Origin of the sequence: Streptomyces sp. VTCC 41912 (assembly GCF_045799175.1) — a bacterium.
In the GTDB taxonomy this organism is placed as follows: domain Bacteria; phylum Actinomycetota; class Actinomycetes; order Streptomycetales; family Streptomycetaceae; genus Streptomyces; species Streptomyces albulus_C.
This window is the reverse complement of sequence record NZ_JBJMAB010000005.1, coordinates 144,939-167,288: the sequence shown is the minus strand read 5'-3', so window position 1 is coordinate 167,288 and position 22,350 is coordinate 144,939. Positions and strand designations below refer to the sequence as shown.

The following is a 22,350-nucleotide window of genomic DNA, read 5'->3' as shown; positions in this document are numbered from 1 at the left end:
TCAGGCGGTGCCCAGGCCCTCCAGGACCGCGGCGCCCGGCAGCTCGGCCAGCGCCTTGCCAGGCACGATGAGCTTGCCGCGGCGGCTGCCGCTGCCGATCAGCGCGTAGGGGCTGTCGGCGACCGCGGCGTCCACCAGCAGCGGCCAGGCCGCGGGCAGGCCGATGGGGGTGATGCCCCCGTACTCCATTCCGCTGTCGCCGACCGCGCTGTCCATCGGCGCGAACGACGCCTTGCGGGCGCCGAGATGACGGCGGACCACGCCGTTGACGTCGACGCGGGTGGTGGAGAGGACGACGCAGGCGGCCAGCGTGACCTCGCCGCCGCGCTTGCCGGCCACCACCACGCAGTTCGCCGACTGCTCCAAGAGCCAGTCGCCGTAGTGGGCGACGAGGAGTTCGGTGTCGGCGATGGCCGGGTCGGTGTCGACGTAGCGGACTTCCGCGACGGGGACCGAGCCGCGCCAGTCGCGCAGCGCGGCGGCCACGGGGGCGGGCAACAGGTCCAGGCACTCGGTGGCGGGCCGGACTTCGTCGAAGGCATCCATCGGCACGGGCATGCCGCCAAATTAGCAGGCCCGGCGGGCGCGGCGGACGGCCTCGATCATCACCGCACGGCCCTCGCCACCGGGGCGGTACACCTACCCGTCCGCCTTGTCCCACTCCCCCAGTGCCACCAGTTGCTCGGGCGTGATGCCCTCCGGGATGGGCACCGGCGCCGGCGTCCGCAGCGGCGGCTGCCAGCCCGCGTCCGGCTCCCAGCGGCGGACGATCCTGGCGGGCGCCCCGGCCACCACCGCATGGTCGGGGACCTCGCCGCGGACCACCGCACCGGCCGCGACCACCACGTTCCGCCCCAGCCGGGCGCCCGGGAGGATGACCGCCCCGGTGCCGATCCAACCGCCCGGGCCGATGACGACGGGGTCGGTGCGCGGCCACTGCTTCCCGACCGGCGTCTCGGGGTCGTCGTAGCTGTGGTTGGTGGTGGTGACGTAGACGCCGGGGCCGAAGAAGCAGTCGTCGCCGATGGTCAGGCGGACGTCCGCGATCACGTGGCTGCCGCGCCCGAGCACCACGCCGTCGCCCAGCGTCAGGATCGGGTCCGGGCCCAGGTCCAGGTCGGGCATCATGCCCGCGGTGAGCGTGACGTCCTGGCCGATGATGCAGTGCGCGCCCAGCTCGATCCAGGGAGCGCCGAAGACGGTGCCCTGCGGGAACGCCAGCCGGGTGCCGGTGCCGATCCGGCGGAAGCGGTACGGGCCCGGCCGTTCGGCCGTGACGGCCCCGGTCTCCCGCACCCAACGCGCCCCGCGGTGGACGGCCCGGGACACCGCCCGGCGCCGCCAGGCCGTCAGGGACGAGAACACGTTCTGGTTTATCGGCACCCGCACACCGTACTCAGCAGGCGCGGCCGCCGATCGCGCGACCGGCTGTGATCTTCACCCCACCGACCACCGGCCGGGTCGTCTACGGTGCTGGTGGCGCGGCACTCAACCGGCGAGGAGATGCGCAGATGGCAGAACGGGCAGTGATCGCAGCGGTGGGCGGCGAGGCACCGGACATCGACCCCGGCGCGTACACCGCGCCCACCTCCGTCGTCGTCGGGGACGTCACCCTGGCCGCCGGGGCGAGCGTCTGGTACCACGCCGTGCTGCGCGCCGACTGCGGCCCGATCGTCCTGGGCGCCGACAGCAACATCCAGGACAACTGCACGGTGCACGTGGATCCGGGCTTCCCGGTGACGGTCGGCGAGCGGGTCTCGGTCGGCCACAACACCGTGCTGCACGGCTGCACCGTCGAGGACGACGTACTGGTGGGCATGGGCGCCACGGTGCTGAACGGAGCGCACATCGGCGCGGGGTCACTGGTCGCGGCCCAGGCGCTGGTGCCGCAGGGGATGCGGGTGCCGCCGGGCTCGCTGGTCGCCGGGGTGCCCGCCAAGGTCAAGCGCGAACTGACCGCCGAGGAGCGGGAGTCCATCAGGCTCAACGCCGCGATGTACCTGGAGTTGGCGGCTCGTCACCGCGCGGCGGTCCCGCTCGCCACGGACGGTGCACAGGCCGGGGACTCCACGGACTGACGGCTGCGGACACGCGGTGGTGCGGCCTGGTCAGGGCCGCACCCACGGGTCGACGTCCCCCGTCATGGGCAGGGTTTCAGTGCCGCCGTGCCTGATGGGCGCTGCTGAGCGCGGAGGAGAGCAGCTCCGCGTCGAAGAGTGTGGCGTCCGCGAGGCGGTTGGCGTTCCCGTAGGCGTTCATCATGAGCTTGGCGGTGCGCAGCGCCGTGGGCGACCGGCGGACCAGCGGCTTGGTCCAGCGGGTGACGGCGGCGTCCAGCTCGTCCTCGGGGACTACGGTGTGCAGGATCGAGAGTTCGGCGGCCTTATCGGCGCCGAAGTTGGCGCCGGTGAGCATCAGTTCGCGCACCTTGGCGGCACCCGCTTCCTGCAACAGGCGCGGCAGGGAACCGCCCCAGGCCGGCGGCATGCCGAGTGCGAGCTCCGGCATCCGGAAACGGCAGGTGTCCGCGCCGGCTCGCAGGTCGCAGAAGAGCGCCAGCGCCAGCCCCGCCCCGATGACCCCGCCGTGCAGCCGGGCGATGGTGACCGCCGGAGCGGTGGCGAGGGCGTCGCAGACCCGGCGCGCCTTGCCCGCCAGGGCGCGCAGTTCGGCGCCACCGGGGTCGGCGGCAAGGAGGTCGCCGAACTCCCGGCGGTCGCCGCCCAGGCAGAAGTCGTCACCCCCACCGGACAGGACCATGACGCGTATGTGGGGGTCGTCGTGCACGGCGCCCAGTACGGCCAGGAGTTCGTCAAGGAGCAGTCCGGACACGGCGTTCCCCGTCTCCGGACTGTTCAGTTCCACTCTTGCCACCGGCCCCTCGGTGATCACGCGGAGGGCCTTGAAGTCTTCCATCACGGTGTGCTGTCTTCCTCGCTTGTACTCACCCGAGAGCATTCGAAACCCCGTCACAACCCGGCGACCTGCAACTCGACGATGCGCCGGAACCCCACTCGCGGCGCATAGACCGGCGGGGCGCTCACCCGCAGGCCGGGCATGCGGCGGAGCAGCGCGGTCAGCAGTGTGCTGGCCTCCAGGCGAGCCAGGGGCGCACCGAGGCAGTAGTGGACGCCGCCGCTGAAGCTGAGGTGGTTGGCCTTGCGGCGGATGTCGAAGACCTCCGGATCCGCGATGTGCGCGGGGTCGTGATTGGCTACGCCCACCATCAGGTGGACCATGCGGTCCTTCTCGATGCGCACGCCGCCGATGGTGGTGTCTTCGGGGGCGACCCGGCTGATGATGTGGTTCGGGGAGTCGTAGCGCAGGACCTCCTCTATGGCCGCCGGTATGTGCTCCTCATGGGCACGCAGCCACCCGAGCTGGCGCGGGTGCTCCAGGAGCAGCCACACCATGCTGGACAGCAGGGTCGCGGTGGTCTCCGGCGCGGCCAGGAACACCAGGAGCGCCAGCAGGTACACGGCCTCGTCGGCCGCTTCCCGATCGGGTTCGAGCTCGTCCCAGGTATGCAACCACCTCGACACCGGGTCGTCACCCGGTGCCCTCCGACGCTCCTGCACGAGTGCCCGGAAATAGGACTCCAGCTGTAGCGTGGCGGCGTCGGAGAGCGCGAGTTGACTCGCGGAGGGCAACAATTCCTGGGTGAATACCTGGTCATGGGCGAGCGAGCGGAGCAACTCGTAATCGCTCTGCGGCAATTGGAGCCACTCCCCGATGGAATACATCGGGAGTTGTTCACTCACCAGTTTACTGAAATCCGCCTCACCGCTGCGGAGTTCGTCCGCAAATCGGTCGAGCAGGCGCTCGGCATGAACCTCGATGGTCTGCGCGATGCCGCCGAGACATTTCCGGTCGAACATGTTGCCCAACGACCGCCGCACCCGGGTGTGATGCGGCGCATTGAGCGCCGGCAAGGTCCGCCCCATTTCCGTCGACGAAGGTGCGCCCCAGCGGGTACCACCCCCCTGACGTGCCCGCCAGGCACTGTCAGGGACCCCCCACGCACGATCCCGAAGGATCCGGTCACACCAGCCGAAAGAGTTGATCAGATACCCGCCCCAGGGGGCTGGAACGACATCGCCCATTCCCCTGAGTTCGGAGTAGATAGGCAACGGATTCGCTTGTCCGCTCGGCTTCCGCAAACGCGAGAAGAGCGAAACCACCGCACGCCGGTCAACAGACCGAGAGGCCAGGGCGGGCTCCACAACAACTCCCTTTCAGAAGATCATGTAGGACGCAACACCCCTTCCTACCCCTGCCCTTGAACATTCATACGACGCACCCATGATCGACTTCGTTGCGAACGTCACATCTTCCACCACGTCAGGAACCCGCTCCACCAACTACTCTTCCGGGATTTGCCGGGCGTCGTCTCCTTCGCGGCAATGGCACCGGCGCCCACCGGGGCCGGCATCGGCCCGGCCGAACGGCGGTCGGACCGCACCGGGGTGAAACGCGCCGGCAGCGAGTTCAGGGCCCGGTGGAAGGGGCCCGGACGCCAGGACAGACTCTCCTCGGGCACCCCGAGCTCGATGTCCGGCAGCGCGTTCAGCAGCTTCTCGATGGCGAGCACCGAGATCAGCAGCGCCGGATCCTTCGCCGGGCAGGCGTGCGGGCCGGCTCCCCAGGCCAGGTGCGCCCGCTTGCTCAGCGTCTGCCGGCCGCCCGCGAGCCCCGGATCGGTGTTGGCCGACGCGAAGCTGATCAGGACCGGGCTCCCCGCGGCGAGCTTGCTGCCGGACACCTCGACGTCGTGAGTGGGGTAGTGCGTGGCGTAGTTGGCGATCGGCGGGCTGTTCCACAGCACGTCGTGGATGGCGTCGTCGACCGGCAGCCCTGCCGAGTGTTGGCCGCCCGCATAGCGCTCGTCGCACAGCATCAGCCGCAACGCGCTGGAGATGAGGTTCTGCATCGGCTCCGCGCCGGCGCCGATCAGCATCACCAGTTGGTGGATCATCTCCTCGTCGGAGAGCTGGGAGGCGTGCTGCATCAGCCACGAAGTGACGTCGTCGGCCGGGTTGGCACGCTTGAGGGCGACCAGCTCCAGCAGCGACTCGGTCAGCGTCTCGTTCGCCTTCTCGGCATCGACGCCGTCGAAGATGCCGGAGAACCCGAACACCAGGCGGTCGCCGATCTCGGCCGGGCAGCCGAAGAGGTCGTTGAAGACCAGCAGCGGCAGCCAGCGGGCGTAGTCAGCGACCAGGTCGACCTTGCCGTGCCCGCTGAACTGCTCGATCAGGTACTTGGCCACCCGGTCCACGTGCCGCCCCACGCGGTGCATGTCGAGGCGGGAGAGGCTGTCGGTCACCGCCTGACGCAGCCTCAGGTGCGCGGGTCCGTCGGAGAACATGCTGTTCGGCCGGTACATCATCATCGGCAGGACGGGGCTGTCCAGCGGCACCCGGCCCTCGTTGAGGGCGCGCCAACGACGCGGATCGCGGGCGAAGGAATCCGGGTTCTGCAGGATCTGCAGCGCCGTCGCGTAGTCCGTGACGAGTTCCGCCTCCACGCCGGGGGAGAGTTCGACCGGCGCGGTCGGGCCGTGCTTCCGCAGCTGCTCGTACACCGCGTGCGGTGCGGCGGCGAATTCCGTTCCGTGCAGGGAGGTTTTTATGCCTTCGGCATGTGCCGGGCAACCCGGCGGTGGAGTCTGGAATTCCGGATGAGATTGCATGGAGGCACTCCTAGTTGAGGCGGGACTGCAGATAACGAACCAATGTGATCAAGGAATCCGCCGACGACTTCTCGTCCCGCGCGTCACAATTGATGACCGGCGTCTCGGGGAGGAGATCGAGCGCCTCCCGGATCTCGTCGAGCGAATGCTCCGGCGTCCCGTCGAAGCGGTTCACGGCGATCGCGTAGGGGATGCCGTAGTGCTCCACCAGGTCCATGATGGCGAAGGACTCCTCCAGGCGCTGCGGGTCGACGAGGATCAACGCCCCGAGCGCCCCGCGCGTCATGTCCTCCCACACCTGAACGAAGCGCTGCTGCCCGGGAGTTCCGAACAGATAGAGAACCAGCCGTTCACTCAGCGTCAACCGGCCGAAGTCCATGGCCACGGTGGTCGTGGTCTTCCCCGGCACCGCCCGCAGGTCGTCAATTCCCGCGCTGGCCTGCGTCATCACCTCTTCGGTGCGCAGCGGCGGAATCTCCGACATCGTCCCGATGAACGTGGTCTTGCCCACGGCGAAGTGTCCGACGACCAAGATCTTCGCCGCGGTCTGCACGGAATCCCGTACGTACACTCCGTCATCCAAAGCGAGCCTGGAGCCCATTCAGCACCTCCTCCAGGATTTGCCGTTCGACAAGCTGAGCGCTGGGGATGGGCGCGCGCGCATAGAGATGGCCCTCCTCCGTGAGATCGAACACCAGAATTTTGACGATGCCCACCGGGAACCCGGTGTGCCCGGCTATCTCGGCGATCGACAGAAAACCCCCGGCACACAGCTCCAGCAGACGCTGCTTCTCCGGGTCTAGCGGCTTTTGATGGGGTGGTTCCTGAGCGACGGTGACCAGCGTCAGCAGCGAGAAGGCGCTGTCTTCGACGAGGTCCCGGCCGTTGGTGATGACGTACGGCCGTACTAATTCCGCTGCTTCCTGTACCAGCTCCGGCTCGTCATCGGTCGTCATGGTTGGATATCGGCCCTCTCACGCGGAGGACTGGTCAGCGCCTTGCCCAGCTGACCGACCAGTTGCTGCATCCGGAACGAGATCTCTCCCATGTCGACGTCGGGCGACGCCGACACCGCGAGATACGCGCCTTCACCGGCCGAGATCAGGAAGACCCAGCCATGGTCGAACTCCACCAACGTCTGCCGCCATTGCGGGCGCATCGCAGGACCGTTGTTGCAGAAGTCGGAGACCGTGCGGCTGAGCGACTGCATACCGCTCATCGCGGCGGCCACGGTGTCGGCGTGATCCCGACCGACGTCCTTGGAACGAGCCATAAGGAGACCGTCGGCGGAGACGAGAATGGCATGCTGCGCTTCAGGCAATTCCAGAGCACTGTCAAGCATCCACGACAGATCGTAGTTCACGGAACTTCATGCCCTTCACTGCTTGCTTGGGTGGAACGGCGACCCGACTGCGTACCGCGCTGAAAAGCCCCCATGGCGGAGGCGGTCCGGGCGCTGTCGCGGGTCGGAGTGGGGGTGTCCTCGGTCGCCGACGGCACGATGGATATCGCGCCGCGGCGGCGCCGCTTCGGCAGTCCGCCGGCAGTCGTCTCGCTCGCGGCCGGAGCGCCCTCGTCCGAAGCGCCGAACGCGGCAGCCGCCGGCGCGCGGTGCCGTCCAGGAGCCGGAGTGCTCTGCTGACCAGGAGGAATCTCGGGCGGCAACGGGTTGGACGCGGCCACGGCAGGACCCTCCTCGGGCTCGTGCAGGGACGTGAGCAGCTCGTCGGGGAGCAGGACGACCGCGCGCACACCGCCGTACGGCGAGGTGGAGTCGACCGAGACCGTGAAGCCGTAGCGGGCGGCGAGCACGCCGATGACGGTGAAGCCGAACTGCGGCGGGTTGCCGAGGCTGGAAACGCTGGCGGAATTGCCACCGGAAAGCAGCTGTCCGGCCCGCGCCTTCTCCTCCTCGTTCATGCCGACACCGGCGTCGTCCACGACGATGCACACGCCCTTGGGTACCGGGCGGATGTTGATCTCGATCATGGTTTCCGGCGCCGAATAGCTGGTGGCGTTGTCCAGCAATTCCGCGAGGACCAGCGCCACCGGTTCAACGGCGCGGCTCACGATGGCGAAGTTGCTCTGCGATCGGATCTCGACGCGCGTGAAGTGACGAATACGGCCCTTGGCGCTGCGGACCACGTCGTAGAGCGAGGCATCGTTACGGCGACGACCGAGCCAACCGTCGCAGAGCACCGCGATGGACTGGGCCCGTCGCGCGAACTGCGAGTTCATGTGGTCGATGTCCAGCAGGTCCTGCAGGATTTTGTGCTCGCCGTAGGTCTCCTGGATCTTGGAGATCGTCAGCTGCTGTTCGCTCGCCAGTCCCTGGAGGGTCCGCATGGCGGCCTTCAAGGTGTTCTTGGTGGCCTCTTCTGCGCGGTCCTTGGCCTCCTCCACGGCCTCCGCGTAGTGCTCTTCGAGTTGGGTGTAGTGCTGCTTTAGCTCAACCCTTTCTTTCCTCAGCTCCGAAATCTTTTTTCGGCCACGAACAATCGCGGTAGCGGCGACAGGTGTACCAGCGACCAATGCCCACAGTGCTGGATCCTGGAGATATTGCGTCATAGGTCTCTCTTCGGATGACGAAGCCACCAGGTGCCGTATGCCCGGCGGCCGTGCAGATGCTCACACGCGACCCCAGACAATAGACGAACGGCCGCGCACGGTCGCCTGCCAGAAAGCCTCTGAAGGCCCGGTTAACGGCATAGCTCTCCCCGGGGTGGCGATTTTCTCAGGCCAATGCGCGGAATTCTTTTTTGCCATAGCAGGTGACTACCCGGATGGCAAGTGCGATGATCTTAGCATCACGACATCGGCTGAAGTCCAACAGAGATCTGTAACGTTCTGGCACCTGACGGAGATTCAACAAAGGTGCGCTTTGGGGACATTGGCTCCCGACACGCCTTCCCGACGCAACCGGTTGGGCCGCTTCCTGACGGTCCGCTAGCGCCCCTGACCACTGCGTAGCGCTCGCCGCGCAGCCCCGCGGCGTCCGCGCCGAGGCACCGTCAACCGCCCGCGGTGCACGGGAAGTCGGCGACCTCGACGGCCGCCTCGGGACCACGAGGAACAAGCCGGCGTCGTGAGCCGCGCAGCCGTCGGCGCACGGGCCGCGGGCGATGGTCCCGCGGACCCCGTGCGCCGTGCCGACGGGCCGTCAGACCGACGGCGCCGCCACCGGTCCCTGCATCTGCTCGCTGATCCAGTGCAACGAATCAGCCATTCGCTTGATGTACGTGTGGCCGCTGTGCACGCCGTCCGGTATTTCGAAGAGCGTGGAGTGGATCGGCCCGCGGGCCCCGTTCGTGTAGCCGCTGATGAAGCGCTTCACGTCCGGCACCGCGTCCTCCTTGCTGCCGAGCTCGAAGGCCAGGTAGACCTGCGGCCCGCCGCGCGCCACCAGTTGCCGCGCCAGGTGCCGCGGATCGTTGGCCAGCTCTTCGGCCGGGTGCCCCTTCCACAACGGCGAGTCCGGCGCGGTGTCCGGACCGTTGACGACCGCCGCCTTGAACCGCTGCGGCTCCTTCAGCACCGCCTTCAACGCCGCGAACCCGCCCGACGAGGACCCCATGTAGGCCCAGCCGTCCCGCGAGCCGTACGTGCGGAAGTTGGCACGGGCGAAGTCCGGCACGTCCTTCGTGAGCCAGCTGCCCATCTTGGGCTGCCCCGGGATGTCACTGCCGTCGTAGTACGTCTTGCGCGGGTTGAGCACCGGCATCACCAGGATGAACGGCAGCGTCTTGCCCTGCTTCGACCACTCCGCGAGCCGCTCCTCCAGCGCGAAGGGCGCGTCGGTCCAGTAGTTGGCCGGGTACCCCCAGGCGCCGGGCAGCGCGATCAGCACCGGGAAGCCGCTCCGGGCGTACTGCGGCTGGTCGTACTGCGGCGGGACCCAGGTCCAGACGTCCCCCGTGTAGCCGGAAGCCCGACCGTGCCACTTGGTGTGCAGCACCTTGGTGCCGTCGTCCCCGGTCGTGCGGTAGGTGGTGAACACCGACCGGGGGCCCTGCGGCAGCACCATCCGGGGCCGGCCGTTGACGGCGTCGGCGGCGTGCGCCCGCAGCCGCGGGACGTTCGACGAGTCGACGACGTCCTGACCCGGGCCCCCGCACGCGGTCAGCAGCCCCAGGGCCAGCACACACACCGCAGCTCTGACGCGTAGGGGCTTCATCGGGTCGATCTCCTCAGGCACTTGGGGCCGGCCGGGGCGCCACGGCGCCACCGCGAAACCGGTCGAGAGGCATCACTCTAAGAGCGACCCGTCCGCCGCCGAACGCCGACCCCGCCCTTCGTGACCTGGGGTTTACCGTTCTGTTTCACCACCAAGACGAACGCCCGCGTCAAGCGCACCGAGCACGTTTCCCCCTAACGGTGCACCCCTTCCGCTGTTTGCCCCACGGTCGGTTCTGGCATCGTGGGTCGCTCCTAGGAAAGTGCGCGGCGCTGTGCCGTGGTTGGGGATGACCGATGACCGCGTGGGCCGATCACGGGCCGCTGCCCGGCGTAGTGGGGCGGGCAGTCGAGCACGAGCAGCTGACCGGACTCCTGGGCGGGGCCACACCGGTCACGCTCACCGGGCCGGCCGGGGTGGGCAAGAGCCTGCTGGCCCGCGCCGTCCTCGAAGCGCACGCCGCGACCGGCCCGCACACCGTCGTCCGGATCGCCTGCTGGGACGGGCTGACCGCGGACGAACTGCCCGGAGCCCTGCTGCGCGCGGCCGGACTCCCCCCGCACGACACCACCACCGCCGCCCTCGCCGCGCACTGCCGCACCCGCCGCGCGATCGTCCTGCTCGACGACTGCGACCCGCTGCTCGACGCCTGCACCGACCTGGTCCGGCGCCTGCTGCGGGCCGAACCGGGGCTGCGGATCGTCGCGACGGCCCGCCGGCCCCTGGGTCTGCCCGGGGAATGCGTCCTCGCCCTCGCTCCGCTGCCGGTGACCCTCGGCGAGGGCATCGCCGGGCCGGCCGTCGAACTCCTCGCCGCGCGGAGCGGCCCCGCCGCCCCGGAACTGCTGGTCGCGGTCTGCCGGGCACTGGAGGGCTGCCCGCTCGCGATCGGCCTGGCCGCCCGGCAGTTGGACCGCATGACGCTGGCCCAGCTGGCCGCCCGACTCGACGGCGAGGGCCCGTTGCACTACTCCGGCCCCTCCCTCACCATCCGTCACACGTCGCTGCACGCCGCGCACGCCGCCGGTTACGCCCTCTGCTCGCCCGTCGACCGTCAGGTCTGGGCCCGGCTGTCGATCCTCCCCGGGGATTTCGATCCCTGGCTGGCCGAGTGCGTCTGTAGCAGCAGTGACGTTCCTGCAGCCGCCGTCGAGGACGCGCTGGAACGCCTCTGCACCGCCTCCGTCCTCGAACGCGTACGGGCCGCCGAGGGCGCCCCCGGCTCCGCCACCGCACTGCCACCCCGCTACCGACTCCCCTACGGAGCACGGCAGTTCGGCCGTACCCGGTTGCGTGCGACGGGCGACGAGGACGGGGCGCTGCGCCGGTTCCGGCAGGCGTGCGCGGCGCTGGCGGCGGAGGCGCAGATCACCTGGCAGGGCACCGGCCAACAACTCGCGGTCCGCCTCGTGGAGGACGAACAGCACCATCTCGACGCGGCGCTCACCCGGCCCCCGCTGGACGCCGAGGACGCCCTCAGTGCCCTGGAGATCGCGGTGTCCCTGTGGTTCCAGTGGGCGGCCTGCGGCTTCCGCCGCGAGGGCCGCGCCCACCTGGACCGGCTGCTGCGCCTCTCCCAGGAGGACACCGCGCTGCGGGCCCGCGCCCTGTGGCTGGCCGGGTACCTCGCCGCCCAGGAGAACGCCCCCACCGCCGCGGAACCCCTGCTCGCCCAGGCGTGGACGTCGGCCGTGATGCACGCCGACACCGACGGCCTGGCCCGCATCGCCCATGCACACGCGGTGTTGGCGCTCTACCGCGAGGACACCACGACCGCCGTCGCCTGCCTGGAAGACGCCGCCCGGCACACCTCCCGCGACCCGTGGTTCGGGCCCGGCCCCGCCCACGGTTGGGCGCTGCTCGCCATCGCCGTCGCCCCGCTCGACGCGGCCCGGGCCCGCGCCGCCGCCCGACGCGCCTGGGAAACCCGCCACGCCGACAGCGACTTCTGGCTCCATTCGACGATCCTCTACGCCCACGCCGTCATCGAGCGCGCCCACGGCGACCCGGCCGACGCGCTGCGGGCCTGCCGCAGGGCCCTGGTCGCGAAGAAGCTGATCGGCGACCCGCTCTTCGTCGCCGGCGCCCGCACCATACTGGCCGGCCTGCGGCGCGGCGCAGGCTGCGACCTCCCGGTACGGGGCCCCGCTGCCGGCGCGACCCGCTGGTGGCGACGCGACCCCTCCGACCCGCGCCGTCAACCGTTCTTCTCACGCCTGCGCACGCCCTCGTGACCGCTCGGCCGCCGACCCGCACGCCCCCGGCACCGTATGTGACGCGCCGACTGCGGTCGGGATGCGGGAGCGTCGGGGCCGTCGCATGCTGGAAGGCATGAAACGTGCCCCCGTGATCGTGCATCCGCCGTCCACCGGCGGCCGCCGCGTCACGCTCTACGGACAGGACCTGGGCCGGGCGCTGCGGCCCGGCGACGTGGCCGCGATCCTGCGCCGCGCCGGGTTCTCCACCGCACGCTTCGTCTGGGACGACGCCGGCATCGTCGAATGGCGCGACGGCGGCCCGGACATCTGGCAGATGCCCTGACGGCAGGGAACGCGCGACGCCCCGGAGACCCTGAGGGTTTCCGGGGCGTCGCGTTCGTTCGTCCGGCGAGCGGCGGCTCAGTCGCGCGCCGTCGCGGCGACCGGGGACTCCGCGGCCTTGGCTGCCTCGCGCGCCGCGGCGGCCTTCTTCGCGCGGTGCTTCATCAGGAGGAACGACCCGATGCCGAACAGCACCGCGGCGACCAGGCCCCACGTCGAGAAGCGCTTCAGCCAGGGCTCGGCGACGATGCCGACCGTGTAGATCAGCGCGGTCGTACCGCCGGCCCAGATGATGCCGCCGAGGATGTTGGCGATCAGGAACTTCCAGTACGGCATCTTCAGGACACCCGCGAGCGGGCCGGCGAAGATACGCAGCAGCGCGATGAAACGGCCGAAGAAGACCGCCCACATGCCCCACTTGTCGAACTTGGACTCGGCCAGCGCGACGTGGTCGGGCCCGAAGTGCTTGGGGAACTTCCGGCCGGCCCAGGTCAGCAGCGGCTTGCCGCCCTTGCGACCGATCAGGTAGCCGATGGAGTCACCGATGATCGCGCCGACGGAGGCGCAGGCACCGAGCACGAACGGGTCGATGTGGTCCTGGGTCGCGGCCAGGATGGACGCGCTGACGAGGACGATCTCGCCGGGCAACGGGATGCCCAGGCTCTCCACCCCGATGACCAACCCCACGAGCAGGTAGACGCTCAAGGCGGGTACCGTCGCCAGCCATTCCTGGATGTGCAAGGCCGCTTCCTCCGCTGGTGTAAGGCCCCCGTGGGCCGTGCCCGGTGCGCGCGACACCGATCAGTCGATCCCCCTGACGCGCCGTACCAGCGCGTCCGGGAAGCGTACTCGATCGGGTGCTCCCGACCACGAATACGAGCGCGGGCGGGTGCATCCGCGCACCCGCCCGCGCTCGGGACCGCCCACCTGCCCGCACCGGGGTCAGTTGTTGGGGCGCAGCGTCCAGACGATCGTCATCTCTCCGGTGACCGCGCCGTCCTTGTCGCGGGTGATCTCGACCTTCACCGGGAACTCCGGGCGGTCGCCGGCGTCCAGCTCGGCGATCACCTCGGAGACCGGCCGGCCCAGCACGGCGGTGGCGGTGACCGCGCCCATGGCGAGCTTCTTGTAACCGATCTCGGCGCCCACCGCCAACGGCACCGCGCGGCCCAGCTGGTCGCCGAAGGCCGTCATCACGATCGCGCCGCTCGCCGACTCCGCGAGGGTGAACATCGCGCCGGCGTGCGGGCCGCCGACGTGGTTGTGGAAGTCGGGCTGGTCGGGCATGCGGACCACGGCGCGCTCGGCCGTGGTCTCGGTGAACTCAAGGTTCAGGGTGCGGACCATCGGCACGGATGCCGCCATCATGTCGCCGATCGACGGCAGGGACTCAGAGGACATGGCGCCATGTTACCTAGCGGTAGCTTAGCTGTGAAGTGGTCACCGCGCCCCCTCCCGCCTCGACCGGGCCACCGCGCCCAACCCCCCACCGAAAACTAGGTGTTCCCGCTCACCGACCCCCCATATCGTGAACGCCCATGACCACACGGGGGCACACCCGACAAGCCCAGCACGCACCGTTACGCCCGCCGCCTCACCCACCCCTCCGAACCCGCCCCGAGCCGCCCCCGCGCCCCCTGAGTCGTCCCGGCCGCCGGGACCACGTCCGATGACGGCCCGCGCACTCCCCCCGGGGCGGAACTTCGTCCTGCTCAGCGCCGCGACGATGATCGCGGGCCTCGGGAGCAGCGGGGCGCTGATCGCGACCTCGTTCGCCGTGCTCGGCGCCGGCGGCTCGGCGACCGACGTCGGACTGGTCTCCACCGCCCGCATGGTGCCGCTCGTCCTCTTCCTGCTGGTCGGGGGCGCGGTCGCCGACCGGTTCCCCCGGCACCGGGTGATGGTCGCGGCGAACAGCGTCAACTGCGTCTCCCAGGGCCTGTTCGCCGTCCTCGTCCTGTCCGGTACCGCGCATCTGTGGCAGATGGCGCTGCTGGCGGCGGTCGGCGGCACGGGGCAGGCGTTCTTCGCGCCGGCCTCCGAGGGCATGGTGCTCGCCAGCGTGACCGGCGAACAGTCCAGCCGCGCCTTCGCGCTGTTCCGCGTCGGCGTGAACGGGGCGAACATCGGCGGCGCGGCCCTCGGCGGCGCCCTGGTGGCGGCCGTCGGCCCGGGCTGGGTGCTGGCGATCGACTCCGCCGCCTTCGCCGTCGCCGGCGCACTGCGCGCCTTCCTCGACGTGCGCGGCATGCCGGAACGCGACCCCGGCGAGGGGGTGCGCACGGCCCTGCGGGAAGGCTGGCGGGAGGTCGTCTCCCGCCCCTGGCTCTGGGCGATCGTGGCGCAGTTCTCCCTCGTCAACGCGATGGTCATCGCGGTGCAGTCGGTCTACGGGCCGCTGGTCGCCGAGGACCACCTGGGCGGCGCCGGCCCGTGGGGCCTGGTGCTGGCCGCCTTCGGCGCCGGCACCGCGAGCGGCGCCCTCCTGATGACGCGCCTCAGACCGCGCCGACTGCTGTTCACGGGCAGCCTCTGCGTCTTCCCGTTGGCCCTCCCGGCCGCCGCGCTCGCCGTCCCGGTGCCCATCGGTTGGCTCGGCGCCATCATGTTCGGCACCGGCGTCTCGGTCGAGGTCTTCGCGGTGACCTGGATGGTCGCGCTCCACCAGGAGATCCCCGAGGAGAAGTTCTCCCGGGTCTCCTCCTACGACTGGCTCGGTTCGCTGGCGATGGTCCCGGTGGCCACGGCGCTGGCCGGTCCCGCCCAGGAGGCAATCGGCCGCACCGCCGCCCTGTGGATCTGCGCCGCCCTCATCGTGCTCCTCACGGCCGCCGTCCTCTGCGTCCCCGACGTCCGCCACCTCACCCACCGCCGCGAGACCTCCGCGCCTTCCCCCACGCCCCCCTCTCCCCCTACACCTGTCACGAGAGACTGAAGGCCCCGTCCGGGGGGACGGGCGACGGGAGGGCTTCGGTATCGGGTACGGGGCGTGCGTCGGCGATCAGGCGGCGCAGCGGTGCGCCGTGTTCGACGCGCGCGGGGAAGACGTCGGCGGCGGTGCGGCGGGCCAGGGCGGCGATCGGGAGTTCCTCGTGCGAGGCGAGCAGCACCGCGTTGCCGAACCGGCGGCCGCGGAGGACCGACGGTTCCGCGATCAGCGCGAGGTGCGCGAACACCGTGGTGAAGTTGGCGAGTTGACGGCGCAGGAAGTCGAACGGGGCGCTGTCCGCGAGGTTCGCGGCGTAGCAGCCGTGCGGGCGCAGGGCACGGGCGGCGGCGCGCGCGTACTCGACCGAGGTCAGTTGTGCGGGCACCCGTGAGCCGCTGAAGACGTCCGCCACGATCACGTCGACCCCGGCCTCCGGTGCCGCGTCCAGTGCCGCCCGGGCGTCCTGGGCGTGCAGCGCGATCCCGGAGCCGGCGGGCAGGGGGAGGTGCTCCGTCACCAGCGCGAGCAGCCCGCGGTCGGCATCGATCACGTCCTGACGGGAGTGCGGGCGGGTCGCGGCGAGGTACCGGGGCAGGGTGAGGGCGCCGCCGCCCAGGTGCAGCACGTCGAGCGGTTGCCCCGGGGGCGCGGTCTCGTCCAGGACGTGCGCGAGCCGGCGGACGTACTCGAACTCCAGGTGCGTGGGCTCGTCGAGGTCCACGTACGACTGCGGGGCGCCGTCCACCGTGAGCAGCCAGGCACGGGGGCGGTCGATGTCCGGGAGGAGCCGGGCCGTGCCGCAATCCACGGGGCGTGTCACGGGCACCGGGTCGTCGGCGGTCCGGGAGGTCGGGGGTTGCGCGGGGGCCTGGTCGTCCGACGGGGCAGCGCCGGCCGCCGGGGCTGCGGCCGTCTCCGGTGATTCGTTGTGCACGGTGCCATTGTGACGGGCGAGGTGCGAGCGTCGTCCGGGGCGGGGTGCGGGCAGGGCAGGGCGGGACGTGACGGGTCCCGGGGGCCCGGGGGGGACCAGTGGTTCCCGGGGGGCCAGTGGCTCAGTCGGTCCAGAGGGCGCGGACCTGTGGGGCGTGGGTGGCGGACTGGCGGCGGCCGGCGCGGGCGGCGTCGGCCCGTTTGGCGGGGTCCAGGATGTTGCGGCCGAAGGCCGCCCGGGCGGCACGGTCGGGGGTGATCACGTACACCCGGGCGCCCTTTCCGGCCAGCCGCGCGGCCTGGGTGCGCGGCGCGGCGATCGGTCCGCCGCCGGTCGTGATGGGGGCGATCACGACCACCCGGTCGTACCCCGCGGCCAGGTCCGCGTTGGCGCTGGAGTGCACTCCGCCGTCCACCCACCGCCTCCCGTCGACGGTGACGGGCGGGTAGACGGCCGGCACCGCGCAACTGGCGCTCACCGCGTCGAGGAGCGGGACGCCGCTGGCGCTGTCGAAGGCCGCGCGGTTCCCGGTCGCCGCGTCCACCGCGGTGACCAGGAGGTGCCGTGCGGGCCAGGTGTCCACGACCAGGGTCCGGGCGATGGCCGCCCGGTGTTCGGCTTCCGGTGCGGTGCGCGCCGCCAGCGCGAACCGGCCCATCCGCGCCCCGAACGCCGCCGCGTCCCGGGAACGCAGCGCGGCGGCCGCGAAGCGCGCGAGCACCGCCGGTCCGATGCGAGCGCCGGTCGGTCTGCCGGCCGGCGCGGCGAGTTGGCGTGCGTAGAGCTCGTCCAGCGGGTGCGGACGGGAGGTCAGCTGCGCGCCGACGATCGATCCGGCGGAGGTGCCGATGACGACGTCGGCGTCGGTGAGGTCGGCGCCGGCTTCCGCGAGGCCGGCGAGCATGCCGACCTCCCAGCCGATGCCGGTGAGTCCCCCACCGCCGAGGACGAGCGCCGTTCTCGACTCGGGCATGCGTGATCCCTTCCAGGTTGGAGCCGGCCGCGCCTACGATCCGGCGGGACGCCGCCATCGGGCCTCACCCCGGCCACCGGTGCCGTCCGCCGGATCGTAGGCGCGCGCGACGAAGGAGAACAGGGGCACGGGCGGCGACCTGAACGGGAGCGCGGAGGAACGAAGGCGGGGGCGCGCGCGGTCGGGGCCCGCTCGGACGGGATCGTCCGGGCAGGCCCCGGTGCGGTGGGGCCGCTCGCCGGCAGCGGCCCCACGGTCAGCAGGGACCGCGCCCCCGTCGACGCCCGCTCACTCCAGTACGGTGCGGACGGTGCCCGCGCCGACCGTCCGGCCGCCTTCGCGGATGGCGAAGCCGAGGCCCGGCTCCAGCGGTAGCGCACGGCCCAGTTCGACGGTCGCGGTGATCGTCTCGCCGGGGCGGGCGACGGCGCGCTCGCCGAGGTCGAGGGCGCCGACCACGTCCGCGGTGCGGAGGTAGAACTGCGGGCGGTACCCGGTGGACAACGGCGTGCGGCGGCCGCCCTCCTCGGTGGAGAGGAGGTACGCCTCGGCGGTGAAGCGACGCCGCAGGGTGATGCTGCCCGGAGCGGCGACCACGTCGCCGCGGCGGACGTGCTCGCGGTGCAGGCCGCGCAGGAGCAGCGCGACGTTGTCGCCGGCCTCGGCGGATTCCATGGGCTTGCCGAAGGTCTCCACGCCGGTGACGACGGTCTGCAGCGCGTCCGCGCCCAGTACGGCCACGTGGTCGCCGCAGCGCACGGTGCCGCGTTCGACGGCCCCGGTGACGACGGTGCCGCGTCCGGTGATGGTCAGCACGTTCTCCACGGAGAGCAGGAACGGCGCGTCCACGTACCGTTCGGGCACCGGGACGTAGGTGTCCACGGCGTCCAGCAGGGCGTCGATCGCGTCCGTCCAGCGCGGGTCGCCCTCCAGGGCACGGAGTCCGGAGACCCGGACGACGGGGAGGTGCTCGCCGTCGTAGCCGTGGGCGGTGAGCAGTTCGCGGACTTCCAGTTCCACCAGGTCGGTGAGGTCCGGGTCGCCCGCGTCGGCCTTGTTGAGCGCGACGACGACGTGCCGCACGCCCACTTGCTTGGCGAGCAGGACGTGTTCGGCGGTCTGCGGCATGATCCCGTCGAGCGCGGAGACCACGAGGATCGCACCGTCCAGTTGGGTCGCGCCGGTGACCATGTTCTTGATGAACACCAGGGCAGCGAATCAGCGAGTAGTGAGTCCGCCACGATTGAGCAGGTCAGGCTGCTGACCTGCCATATCTCAATGGGGCAGGCAATCACACCATCACTCCCCCTTGGGGGGAATTAGAGTTTTCTAGAGAACCTTCTAACCTGCACACCTTGATCATCTCCCACTTGTCTCCCAGCGTCTCCCAAGACATAAGAGAAGGCCGACCCCGGGCTGCCACCTGGGGGGTGGACTGCACACCCGGGGCCGACCCCTTTGTCCGGCGGGGACCATGGCGTGGGCCGTCAGCCGGACGACTGGCGCCTACCGAGGCGGAACCTTCGGCCATCCTCCCGCCCTTGCAGGAGAGCAGCCGTTCGCATCGACGCCCGGGGCGGCAGGCGAACGGTCAACTCTTGCATGTGCCACTGACAATCGCCGGACCCCGCATGCGTCTGGATCTGATCCTCCCGATGGATCGGTGGGTCATCAGACTCGGCGCACAGCGCCCTTGACATTGGCCTATGCCAAGATGGCCGCTGACCGGCACTTTTACCCTGGGGATACCTGGCCACGGCATCAAGTTGCCAGCTCGAACCTTCACACCACCATCCCTGAATGGGGGCAGCCGCATCACCCCGTGTTCGACCGCGCACAGGACGTGGCCTGAACCGGGGCGAGATCGCAGAAGCCGTGCAGAACGCCGGCGCCCCGCCCCAGGCACTGTTCTGGGGCGGGGCGGGGTAGCAGCGTCGCCGCAGCCAACAGCAACGCGGATGTGATGGTTCTACGGTACGGGCGGCCACTGACAATCCCGGGGCACTAGAATCGAACACGTGAACGACTTTCCGCCGGACCTGCCACGCCTCCGCACCCTGGAGACCTGGCTAGCCATGACCCTGGCCCGGGTCCGGAAGGCCATCGTCATCGCCGAGCAGCTCGAAGCCCAGCAACAGCGGGCTGCCCCTCCCCCACCACCGGAGTGGGTGCTGCAGCTCAGTATCGGCGGAGAGGGACAGCCGATCGCCGTGCACGTCGGGGGTTGTCGAACCGCCGGCCGGCGCGCCCGCCCCATCAGCCGCGAGGAAGCGATGCGCGCCCTGGCCGAGGGCGTGGACCCCTGCGCCCTGTGCCGGCCGGACACCGAGCTCGGCATCCTCGGCTGACGAGCGGACCTCTGGATGCCGTCGCAGGCTGGAGGGATGCGAGGGGACGCCCCGATCGTCGTGCACCGACTGTCCGCCACCGGCGGCCGGCGCGTCACGGCGCGAGGGGAGATCCTCGGGCTCGCGTACAGCGACGCGGACGCCATCGAGTTTCTACGGCGGGCCGGGATCGACGACCCGACCTCGATCCTCGATGACCCGCGGTGGGTCGAATGGCGCGGCGGGCAGCCACACGACTGGGGTGCCGGCGCACAGTAAAAGGCCCCACCACGACGGGGGAGCGTGGCGGGGCCTGGGCCCAGTGTGGCAGAGGGCTCACCTCCGCAGCGCCTGCCCCCGGATGGGCGCGGAGCGGGAGCACGCCCGCACCCGTCGACCTACCGTCGGAGCATGCGGCCGATCTGGAAGGGCACTATCTCGTTTTCGCTGGTCAGCGTACCCGTCCAGCTCCTGGCCGCCACGGAGGAGCATGGTCCCGGCCTGCACCTTGTACATGCGGCTGACGGCGGCAGAGTGAGGAACAAGCGGGTCTGCGAATTGGACGGCCAGCAGCTCGCCGCGGGCGAGATCGCACGCGGCTGGGAGACCCCCGACGGCCGGACCGTTTTTCTCGACGAGGCCGACATCGCTGCGCTGCCGCTGCCCACCAAGCGCGTCATCGACGTTGTCGGCTTCCTCGACGTCGACCAGGTGGACCCGCTGATGTACTCCCGGCCTTACTGGGTCGCCGCCGAGGGGCCTGCGTCGCAGCGGCCCTACGCGCTGATGACCGAGGCGCTTGCGCGCTCCGGCCGGCTGGCCGTTTGCAAGGTCGCGATCAGGTCGAGGGAGCGGCTTGCCGTCCTCAGGCCGAAGCACGGGATGCTCGTGCTCCAAACTCTCCTGTGGCCGGAGGAAATCCGGGATCCCGGAGACCTGTCCAGTCCGGCCCCGGTAACGGATCGGGAGCTGAGGCTCGCCGAGATGCTGATGGATGAGCTCGCGGGCGTCGACATCGACCAGCTGCACGACGAATACGCCGCGGCGCTGCATCAGTTGGTCGACGCCAAGGCCATCGGCGAGGAGCTGGCACCAGCACTTGAGCCGGGGCCGGTCGTGGACCTCATGGCGGCACTGGAGGAGTCGGTGCGCGCAGCACGGCATGCCCGTGGTGACGATGAGCAGGACGGCGACCGGCCGCACCGAGATGGCGAGTAGCGCATAACGTTCCCTTATGTGCTGGTCACAGCCCGATGTCCTCCGATGCGGCGTCGGTCCACTTGTCGGCTTCGCGGATGTAGCCCCAGAAGGCGGGGCTGTTCTCGGCGTGCCCGGACTGGGCGCGGATCTTCTCTTCTCGTTTGCCGGCCTTGCGGCTGGTCGTGATGAACCCGGCTCGCATGCTGTGTCCGGTGAGGCGGACGGAGAGTCCGGCCCGTTCGGCGTTGCGGGCGATGATCTCGCGGACGGCTTCCGGGGAGAGTGCGTGGTCGCCGAGCTGGCCCCAGACGGTGATGGGTAGGAAGGCGGGCCCGCTGGTGATGCCTGCGGCGGCGCGCCAGGTGAGCCAGGCGCGGACAGGGCAGGTGTCAGGGTTGCGGCCGTAGCCGACGACGACGTCTCGGGGTGGGCGGCCTTTGACGGCGGGGACGTGGACTTCGAGGCCCTGGCTGACGTGGACGATGCCGTCGGCTCGGAGGGCTGCGACCTCGGCGGATCGTCCGGCGATGCCGAAGGCCATGAGCCAGAGGGCGCGGTCGCGGAGGCCGGTGAGTCCGTCGGCGACGGCGGCGTTCATCTGGCGGAGCTGCTCGGGGGTGACGGCGGCGGCCTTGCCCCGGCCGCGCGCCTGCCGTTCGGGGTCATTCTTCAGCGGCTTGAGGGCCTGCCGGGCGGCGACGGTCGCGGCCTTCGGCACCTCGACACCATGCTCGTTTCTGGCGGTGACGGTGACGCCGGTGATCCTGCGGTCGATACTGTTGGGGGCGGCGAGCTTGATGGTGTCGAGCCAGACGACGAAGCCGACGAGCGTGCCCTTGGTGACGTTGGTGGATGCGATCCGGTGGCCGGTGCGTTCGCCGAGCCAGTCGTGAAACTCCTCCCACAGGGCCCAGTCGTTGGCGTAGCCGCGCTTCGTGTTGTGGGGGCGGATGTTGTCGAGGTGCTTCTCGGCTGCTTCTTCCATGGCGTGCAGGACGGCGAGCGTCGCAGCGTCGTAGGCAGCGGGCGCGGCTTCCGGCTGGCGCGGAGCGAGGGCGTCGGTCACTGCTCGCCCCTCAGTGCCGCCAGCGCTCCGTCAGCGCCGTCCTCGTAGAAGCGGTTGAACAGCCCGCCCGTCAGCCCTTCATAGACGGCGCTACCCAGTCGGCTGCCACCGGGTGCAACCTGCTCGGCGGACGCGCCGTTCTGCTGCCCCAGCAGGAGCGCCAAGTAGGCCGCCTCGTCATGGGACAGCTCCACCAGAACGGTTTCCGGCATCTCTTCATCGTCGAGGTCGATCCGCTTCACCTTCACGCCTCTGCTCCCGCCTTCGGGTCGATGAGATCGGCCGCGTTCAACGGCGACAGCATGGTGACGTTGCCGGGCTTTCCGGGGTCGTGGTTGGTCCATGCCGCGCGGATCTGTTCGGCTAGTCCGTGGGCGTAGTCGTCGAGGACGGCGTTGGCGCGGGCGGTGCTCAGCCCGGCTTGGCAGAGGTAGGCGATGAGGCGCGCTCGAGAGTCTGAGGCCATAGCCAATTGTACCGTTTTTCGCCCGCGATATGGCATGTTATCGGGGGCG

General features: G+C 70.6%; 24 protein-coding genes and 1 pseudogene. 7 read left to right on the top strand and 18 right to left on the bottom strand.

All coding sequences use genetic code 11. The annotated features are described in order from the left end of the window. On the bottom strand, positions 1 to 558 hold the full coding sequence (locus ACJ6WD_RS10195) for a YbaK/EbsC family protein (protein ID WP_407615606.1): 558 nt from the start codon (positions 556 to 558) through the stop codon (positions 1 to 3). A gap of 81 nt (positions 559 to 639) precedes the next feature. Next, on the bottom strand, positions 640 to 1,383 hold the full coding sequence (locus ACJ6WD_RS10190) for a DapH/DapD/GlmU-related protein (protein WP_233658994.1): 744 nt from the start codon (positions 1,381 to 1,383) through the stop codon (positions 640 to 642). A gap of 128 nt (positions 1,384 to 1,511) precedes the next feature. Between ACJ6WD_RS10190 and ACJ6WD_RS10185 the strand changes: the two genes are divergently transcribed. Further along, positions 1,512 to 2,078 carry a gamma carbonic anhydrase family protein gene (locus tag ACJ6WD_RS10185; protein ID WP_233658993.1) on the top strand — a complete coding sequence of 189 codons (567 nt, stop codon included), beginning with the start codon at positions 1,512 to 1,514 and terminating at the stop codon, positions 2,076 to 2,078. A gap of 76 nt (positions 2,079 to 2,154) precedes the next feature. Here ACJ6WD_RS10185 and ACJ6WD_RS10180 read toward each other — a convergent pair whose 3' ends face one another. The 8 genes from ACJ6WD_RS10180 to ACJ6WD_RS10145 form a co-directional block, all read right to left on the bottom strand. Next, positions 2,155 to 2,919 carry an enoyl-CoA hydratase/isomerase family protein gene (locus ACJ6WD_RS10180; RefSeq protein WP_407615605.1) on the bottom strand — a complete coding sequence of 255 codons (765 nt, stop codon included), beginning with the start codon at positions 2,917 to 2,919 and terminating at the stop codon, positions 2,155 to 2,157. A 50-nt stretch (positions 2,920 to 2,969) separates the two neighbouring features. Continuing rightward, on the bottom strand, positions 2,970 to 3,932 hold the full coding sequence (locus tag ACJ6WD_RS10175) for a cytochrome P450 (RefSeq protein ID WP_308401771.1): 963 nt from the start codon (positions 3,930 to 3,932) through the stop codon (positions 2,970 to 2,972). A gap of 392 nt (positions 3,933 to 4,324) precedes the next feature. Then, positions 4,325 to 5,692 carry a cytochrome P450 gene (locus ACJ6WD_RS10170; protein WP_233658990.1) on the bottom strand — a complete coding sequence of 456 codons (1,368 nt, stop codon included), beginning with the start codon at positions 5,690 to 5,692 and terminating at the stop codon, positions 4,325 to 4,327. A 10-nt stretch (positions 5,693 to 5,702) separates the two neighbouring features. Then, positions 5,703 to 6,293 (bottom strand): ATP/GTP-binding protein, encoded by a 591-nt coding sequence (locus ACJ6WD_RS10165; RefSeq protein WP_055583375.1) that lies wholly within the window; start codon positions 6,291 to 6,293, stop codon positions 5,703 to 5,705. Beyond that, complete coding sequence (locus ACJ6WD_RS10160) at positions 6,268 to 6,648, bottom strand: DUF742 domain-containing protein (RefSeq protein WP_038523811.1); 381 nt, start codon at positions 6,646 to 6,648, stop codon at positions 6,268 to 6,270. Before ACJ6WD_RS10160 ends, ACJ6WD_RS10165 begins: the two co-directional genes overlap by 26 nt. Beyond that, positions 6,645 to 7,055, bottom strand: a complete 411-nt coding sequence (locus tag ACJ6WD_RS10155) for a roadblock/LC7 domain-containing protein (RefSeq protein ID WP_016574205.1) — start codon at positions 7,053 to 7,055, stop codon at positions 6,645 to 6,647. The genes ACJ6WD_RS10160 and ACJ6WD_RS10155 overlap by 4 nt, the downstream gene beginning before the upstream one ends. Next, positions 7,052 to 8,260: an ATP-binding protein gene (locus ACJ6WD_RS10150; RefSeq protein WP_233658989.1), complete on the bottom strand. Its 1,209-nt coding sequence runs from the start codon at positions 8,258 to 8,260 to the stop codon at positions 7,052 to 7,054. The genes ACJ6WD_RS10155 and ACJ6WD_RS10150 overlap by 4 nt, the downstream gene beginning before the upstream one ends. Before the next feature lie 592 nt (positions 8,261 to 8,852). Beyond that, a complete protein-coding gene (locus ACJ6WD_RS10145; protein ID WP_233658988.1) occupies positions 8,853 to 9,866 on the bottom strand; it encodes an esterase family protein in 1,014 nt (337 codons plus the stop codon). 296 nt (positions 9,867 to 10,162) lie between these two features. Here ACJ6WD_RS10145 and ACJ6WD_RS10140 point away from each other — a divergent pair, with 296 nt between their 5' ends. Continuing rightward, on the top strand, positions 10,163 to 12,100 hold the full coding sequence (locus tag ACJ6WD_RS10140) for an AAA family ATPase (protein ID WP_233658987.1): 1,938 nt from the start codon (positions 10,163 to 10,165) through the stop codon (positions 12,098 to 12,100). 97 nt (positions 12,101 to 12,197) lie between these two features. Continuing rightward, positions 12,198 to 12,407 carry a hypothetical protein gene (locus ACJ6WD_RS10135; RefSeq protein WP_037632310.1) on the top strand — a complete coding sequence of 70 codons (210 nt, stop codon included), beginning with the start codon at positions 12,198 to 12,200 and terminating at the stop codon, positions 12,405 to 12,407. Positions 12,408 to 12,484: 77 nt separating this feature from the next. Here ACJ6WD_RS10135 and ACJ6WD_RS10130 read toward each other — a convergent pair whose 3' ends face one another. Continuing rightward, positions 12,485 to 13,147: a DedA family protein gene (locus tag ACJ6WD_RS10130; protein ID WP_407615604.1), complete on the bottom strand. Its 663-nt coding sequence runs from the start codon at positions 13,145 to 13,147 to the stop codon at positions 12,485 to 12,487. 201 nt (positions 13,148 to 13,348) lie between these two features. Further along, complete coding sequence (locus ACJ6WD_RS10125; protein ID WP_233658985.1) at positions 13,349 to 13,807, bottom strand: DUF4442 domain-containing protein; 459 nt, start codon at positions 13,805 to 13,807, stop codon at positions 13,349 to 13,351. A gap of 268 nt (positions 13,808 to 14,075) precedes the next feature. Here ACJ6WD_RS10125 and ACJ6WD_RS10120 point away from each other — a divergent pair, with 268 nt between their 5' ends. Beyond that, the gene (locus tag ACJ6WD_RS10120) at positions 14,076 to 15,341 is read left to right on the top strand and encodes an MFS transporter (RefSeq protein WP_016576610.1); all 1,266 of its coding nucleotides are present in this window, start codon (positions 14,076 to 14,078) and stop codon (positions 15,339 to 15,341) included. On the opposite strand, the gene ACJ6WD_RS10115 is transcribed toward ACJ6WD_RS10120, so the two are convergent. The 3 genes and pseudogenes from ACJ6WD_RS10115 to ACJ6WD_RS10105 form a co-directional block, all read right to left on the bottom strand. Beyond that, positions 15,328 to 16,161 carry a spermidine synthase gene (locus tag ACJ6WD_RS10115; RefSeq protein ID WP_233659077.1) on the bottom strand — a complete coding sequence of 278 codons (834 nt, stop codon included), beginning with the start codon at positions 16,159 to 16,161 and terminating at the stop codon, positions 15,328 to 15,330. The two genes, ACJ6WD_RS10120 and ACJ6WD_RS10115, sit on opposite strands and share 14 nt — an antisense overlap. 229 nt (positions 16,162 to 16,390) lie before the next feature. After that, positions 16,391 to 17,242: a patatin-like phospholipase family protein gene (locus ACJ6WD_RS10110; RefSeq protein WP_407615603.1), complete on the bottom strand. Its 852-nt coding sequence runs from the start codon at positions 17,240 to 17,242 to the stop codon at positions 16,391 to 16,393. Between the two features lie 288 nt (positions 17,243 to 17,530). Beyond that, a pseudogene (locus tag ACJ6WD_RS10105) lies at positions 17,531 to 18,445 on the bottom strand (GTP-binding protein); the annotation flags it as partial. Positions 18,446 to 19,260: 815 nt separating this feature from the next. On the opposite strand from ACJ6WD_RS10105, the gene ACJ6WD_RS10100 reads away from it, so the two are divergent. The 3 genes from ACJ6WD_RS10100 (at position 19,261) to ACJ6WD_RS10090 (ending at position 20,787) form a co-directional block, all read left to right on the top strand. After that, positions 19,261 to 19,590 carry a DUF6233 domain-containing protein gene (locus ACJ6WD_RS10100; RefSeq protein ID WP_407615602.1) on the top strand — a complete coding sequence of 110 codons (330 nt, stop codon included), beginning with the start codon at positions 19,261 to 19,263 and terminating at the stop codon, positions 19,588 to 19,590. Positions 19,591 to 19,626: 36 nt separating this feature from the next. Then, positions 19,627 to 19,848, top strand: a complete 222-nt coding sequence (locus ACJ6WD_RS10095; RefSeq protein WP_407615601.1) for a hypothetical protein — start codon at positions 19,627 to 19,629, stop codon at positions 19,846 to 19,848. A gap of 132 nt (positions 19,849 to 19,980) precedes the next feature. Continuing rightward, positions 19,981 to 20,787 (top strand): Ku protein, encoded by an 807-nt coding sequence (locus tag ACJ6WD_RS10090; RefSeq protein WP_407615600.1) that lies wholly within the window; start codon positions 19,981 to 19,983, stop codon positions 20,785 to 20,787. Between the two features lie 25 nt (positions 20,788 to 20,812). Here ACJ6WD_RS10090 and ACJ6WD_RS10085 read toward each other — a convergent pair whose 3' ends face one another. Genes ACJ6WD_RS10085 through ACJ6WD_RS10075 form a run of 3 tightly spaced genes read right to left on the bottom strand, consistent with a single transcriptional unit; the run spans position 20,813 to position 22,301 of the window. After that, positions 20,813 to 21,835, bottom strand: a complete 1,023-nt coding sequence (locus ACJ6WD_RS10085) for a tyrosine-type recombinase/integrase (RefSeq protein WP_407615599.1) — start codon at positions 21,833 to 21,835, stop codon at positions 20,813 to 20,815. Then, complete coding sequence (locus ACJ6WD_RS10080; protein ID WP_407615598.1) at positions 21,832 to 22,083, bottom strand: hypothetical protein; 252 nt, start codon at positions 22,081 to 22,083, stop codon at positions 21,832 to 21,834. The genes ACJ6WD_RS10085 and ACJ6WD_RS10080 overlap by 4 nt, the downstream gene beginning before the upstream one ends. Further along, positions 22,080 to 22,301 carry a hypothetical protein gene (locus tag ACJ6WD_RS10075; RefSeq protein WP_407615597.1) on the bottom strand — a complete coding sequence of 74 codons (222 nt, stop codon included), beginning with the start codon at positions 22,299 to 22,301 and terminating at the stop codon, positions 22,080 to 22,082. The genes ACJ6WD_RS10080 and ACJ6WD_RS10075 overlap by 4 nt, the downstream gene beginning before the upstream one ends. Positions 22,302 to 22,350: the final 49 nt, after the last annotated feature.

Bases quoted from the DNA above. Each gene is read 5' to 3' on its own strand.
- ACJ6WD_RS10195 (WP_407615606.1), bottom strand. From the start codon at position 558: ATGCCCGTGCCGATGGATGCCTTCGACGAAGTCCGGCCCGCCACCGAG.
- ACJ6WD_RS10185 (WP_233658993.1), top strand. From the start codon at position 1,512: ATGGCAGAACGGGCAGTGATCGCAGCGGTGGGCGGCGAGGCACCGGAC.
- ACJ6WD_RS10170 (WP_233658990.1), bottom strand. From the start codon at position 5,692: ATGCAATCTCATCCGGAATTCCAGACTCCACCGCCGGGTTGCCCGGCA.
- ACJ6WD_RS10165 (WP_055583375.1), bottom strand. From the start codon at position 6,293: ATGGGCTCCAGGCTCGCTTTGGATGACGGAGTGTACGTACGGGATTCC.
- ACJ6WD_RS10160 (WP_038523811.1), bottom strand. From the start codon at position 6,648: ATGACGACCGATGACGAGCCGGAGCTGGTACAGGAAGCAGCGGAATTA.
- ACJ6WD_RS10150 (WP_233658989.1), bottom strand. From the start codon at position 8,260: ATGACGCAATATCTCCAGGATCCAGCACTGTGGGCATTGGTCGCTGGT.
- ACJ6WD_RS10145 (WP_233658988.1), bottom strand. From the start codon at position 9,866: ATGAAGCCCCTACGCGTCAGAGCTGCGGTGTGTGTGCTGGCCCTGGGG.
- ACJ6WD_RS10140 (WP_233658987.1), top strand. From the start codon at position 10,163: ATGACCGCGTGGGCCGATCACGGGCCGCTGCCCGGCGTAGTGGGGCGG.
- ACJ6WD_RS10135 (WP_037632310.1), top strand. From the start codon at position 12,198: ATGAAACGTGCCCCCGTGATCGTGCATCCGCCGTCCACCGGCGGCCGC.
- ACJ6WD_RS10125 (WP_233658985.1), bottom strand. From the start codon at position 13,807: ATGTCCTCTGAGTCCCTGCCGTCGATCGGCGACATGATGGCGGCATCC.
- ACJ6WD_RS10120 (WP_016576610.1), top strand. From the start codon at position 14,076: ATGACGGCCCGCGCACTCCCCCCGGGGCGGAACTTCGTCCTGCTCAGC.
- ACJ6WD_RS10110 (WP_407615603.1), bottom strand. From the start codon at position 17,242: ATGCCCGAGTCGAGAACGGCGCTCGTCCTCGGCGGTGGGGGACTCACC.
- ACJ6WD_RS10095 (WP_407615601.1), top strand. From the start codon at position 19,627: ATGCGAGGGGACGCCCCGATCGTCGTGCACCGACTGTCCGCCACCGGC.
- ACJ6WD_RS10090 (WP_407615600.1), top strand. From the start codon at position 19,981: ATGCGGCCGATCTGGAAGGGCACTATCTCGTTTTCGCTGGTCAGCGTA.
- ACJ6WD_RS10075 (WP_407615597.1), bottom strand. From the start codon at position 22,301: ATGGCCTCAGACTCTCGAGCGCGCCTCATCGCCTACCTCTGCCAAGCC.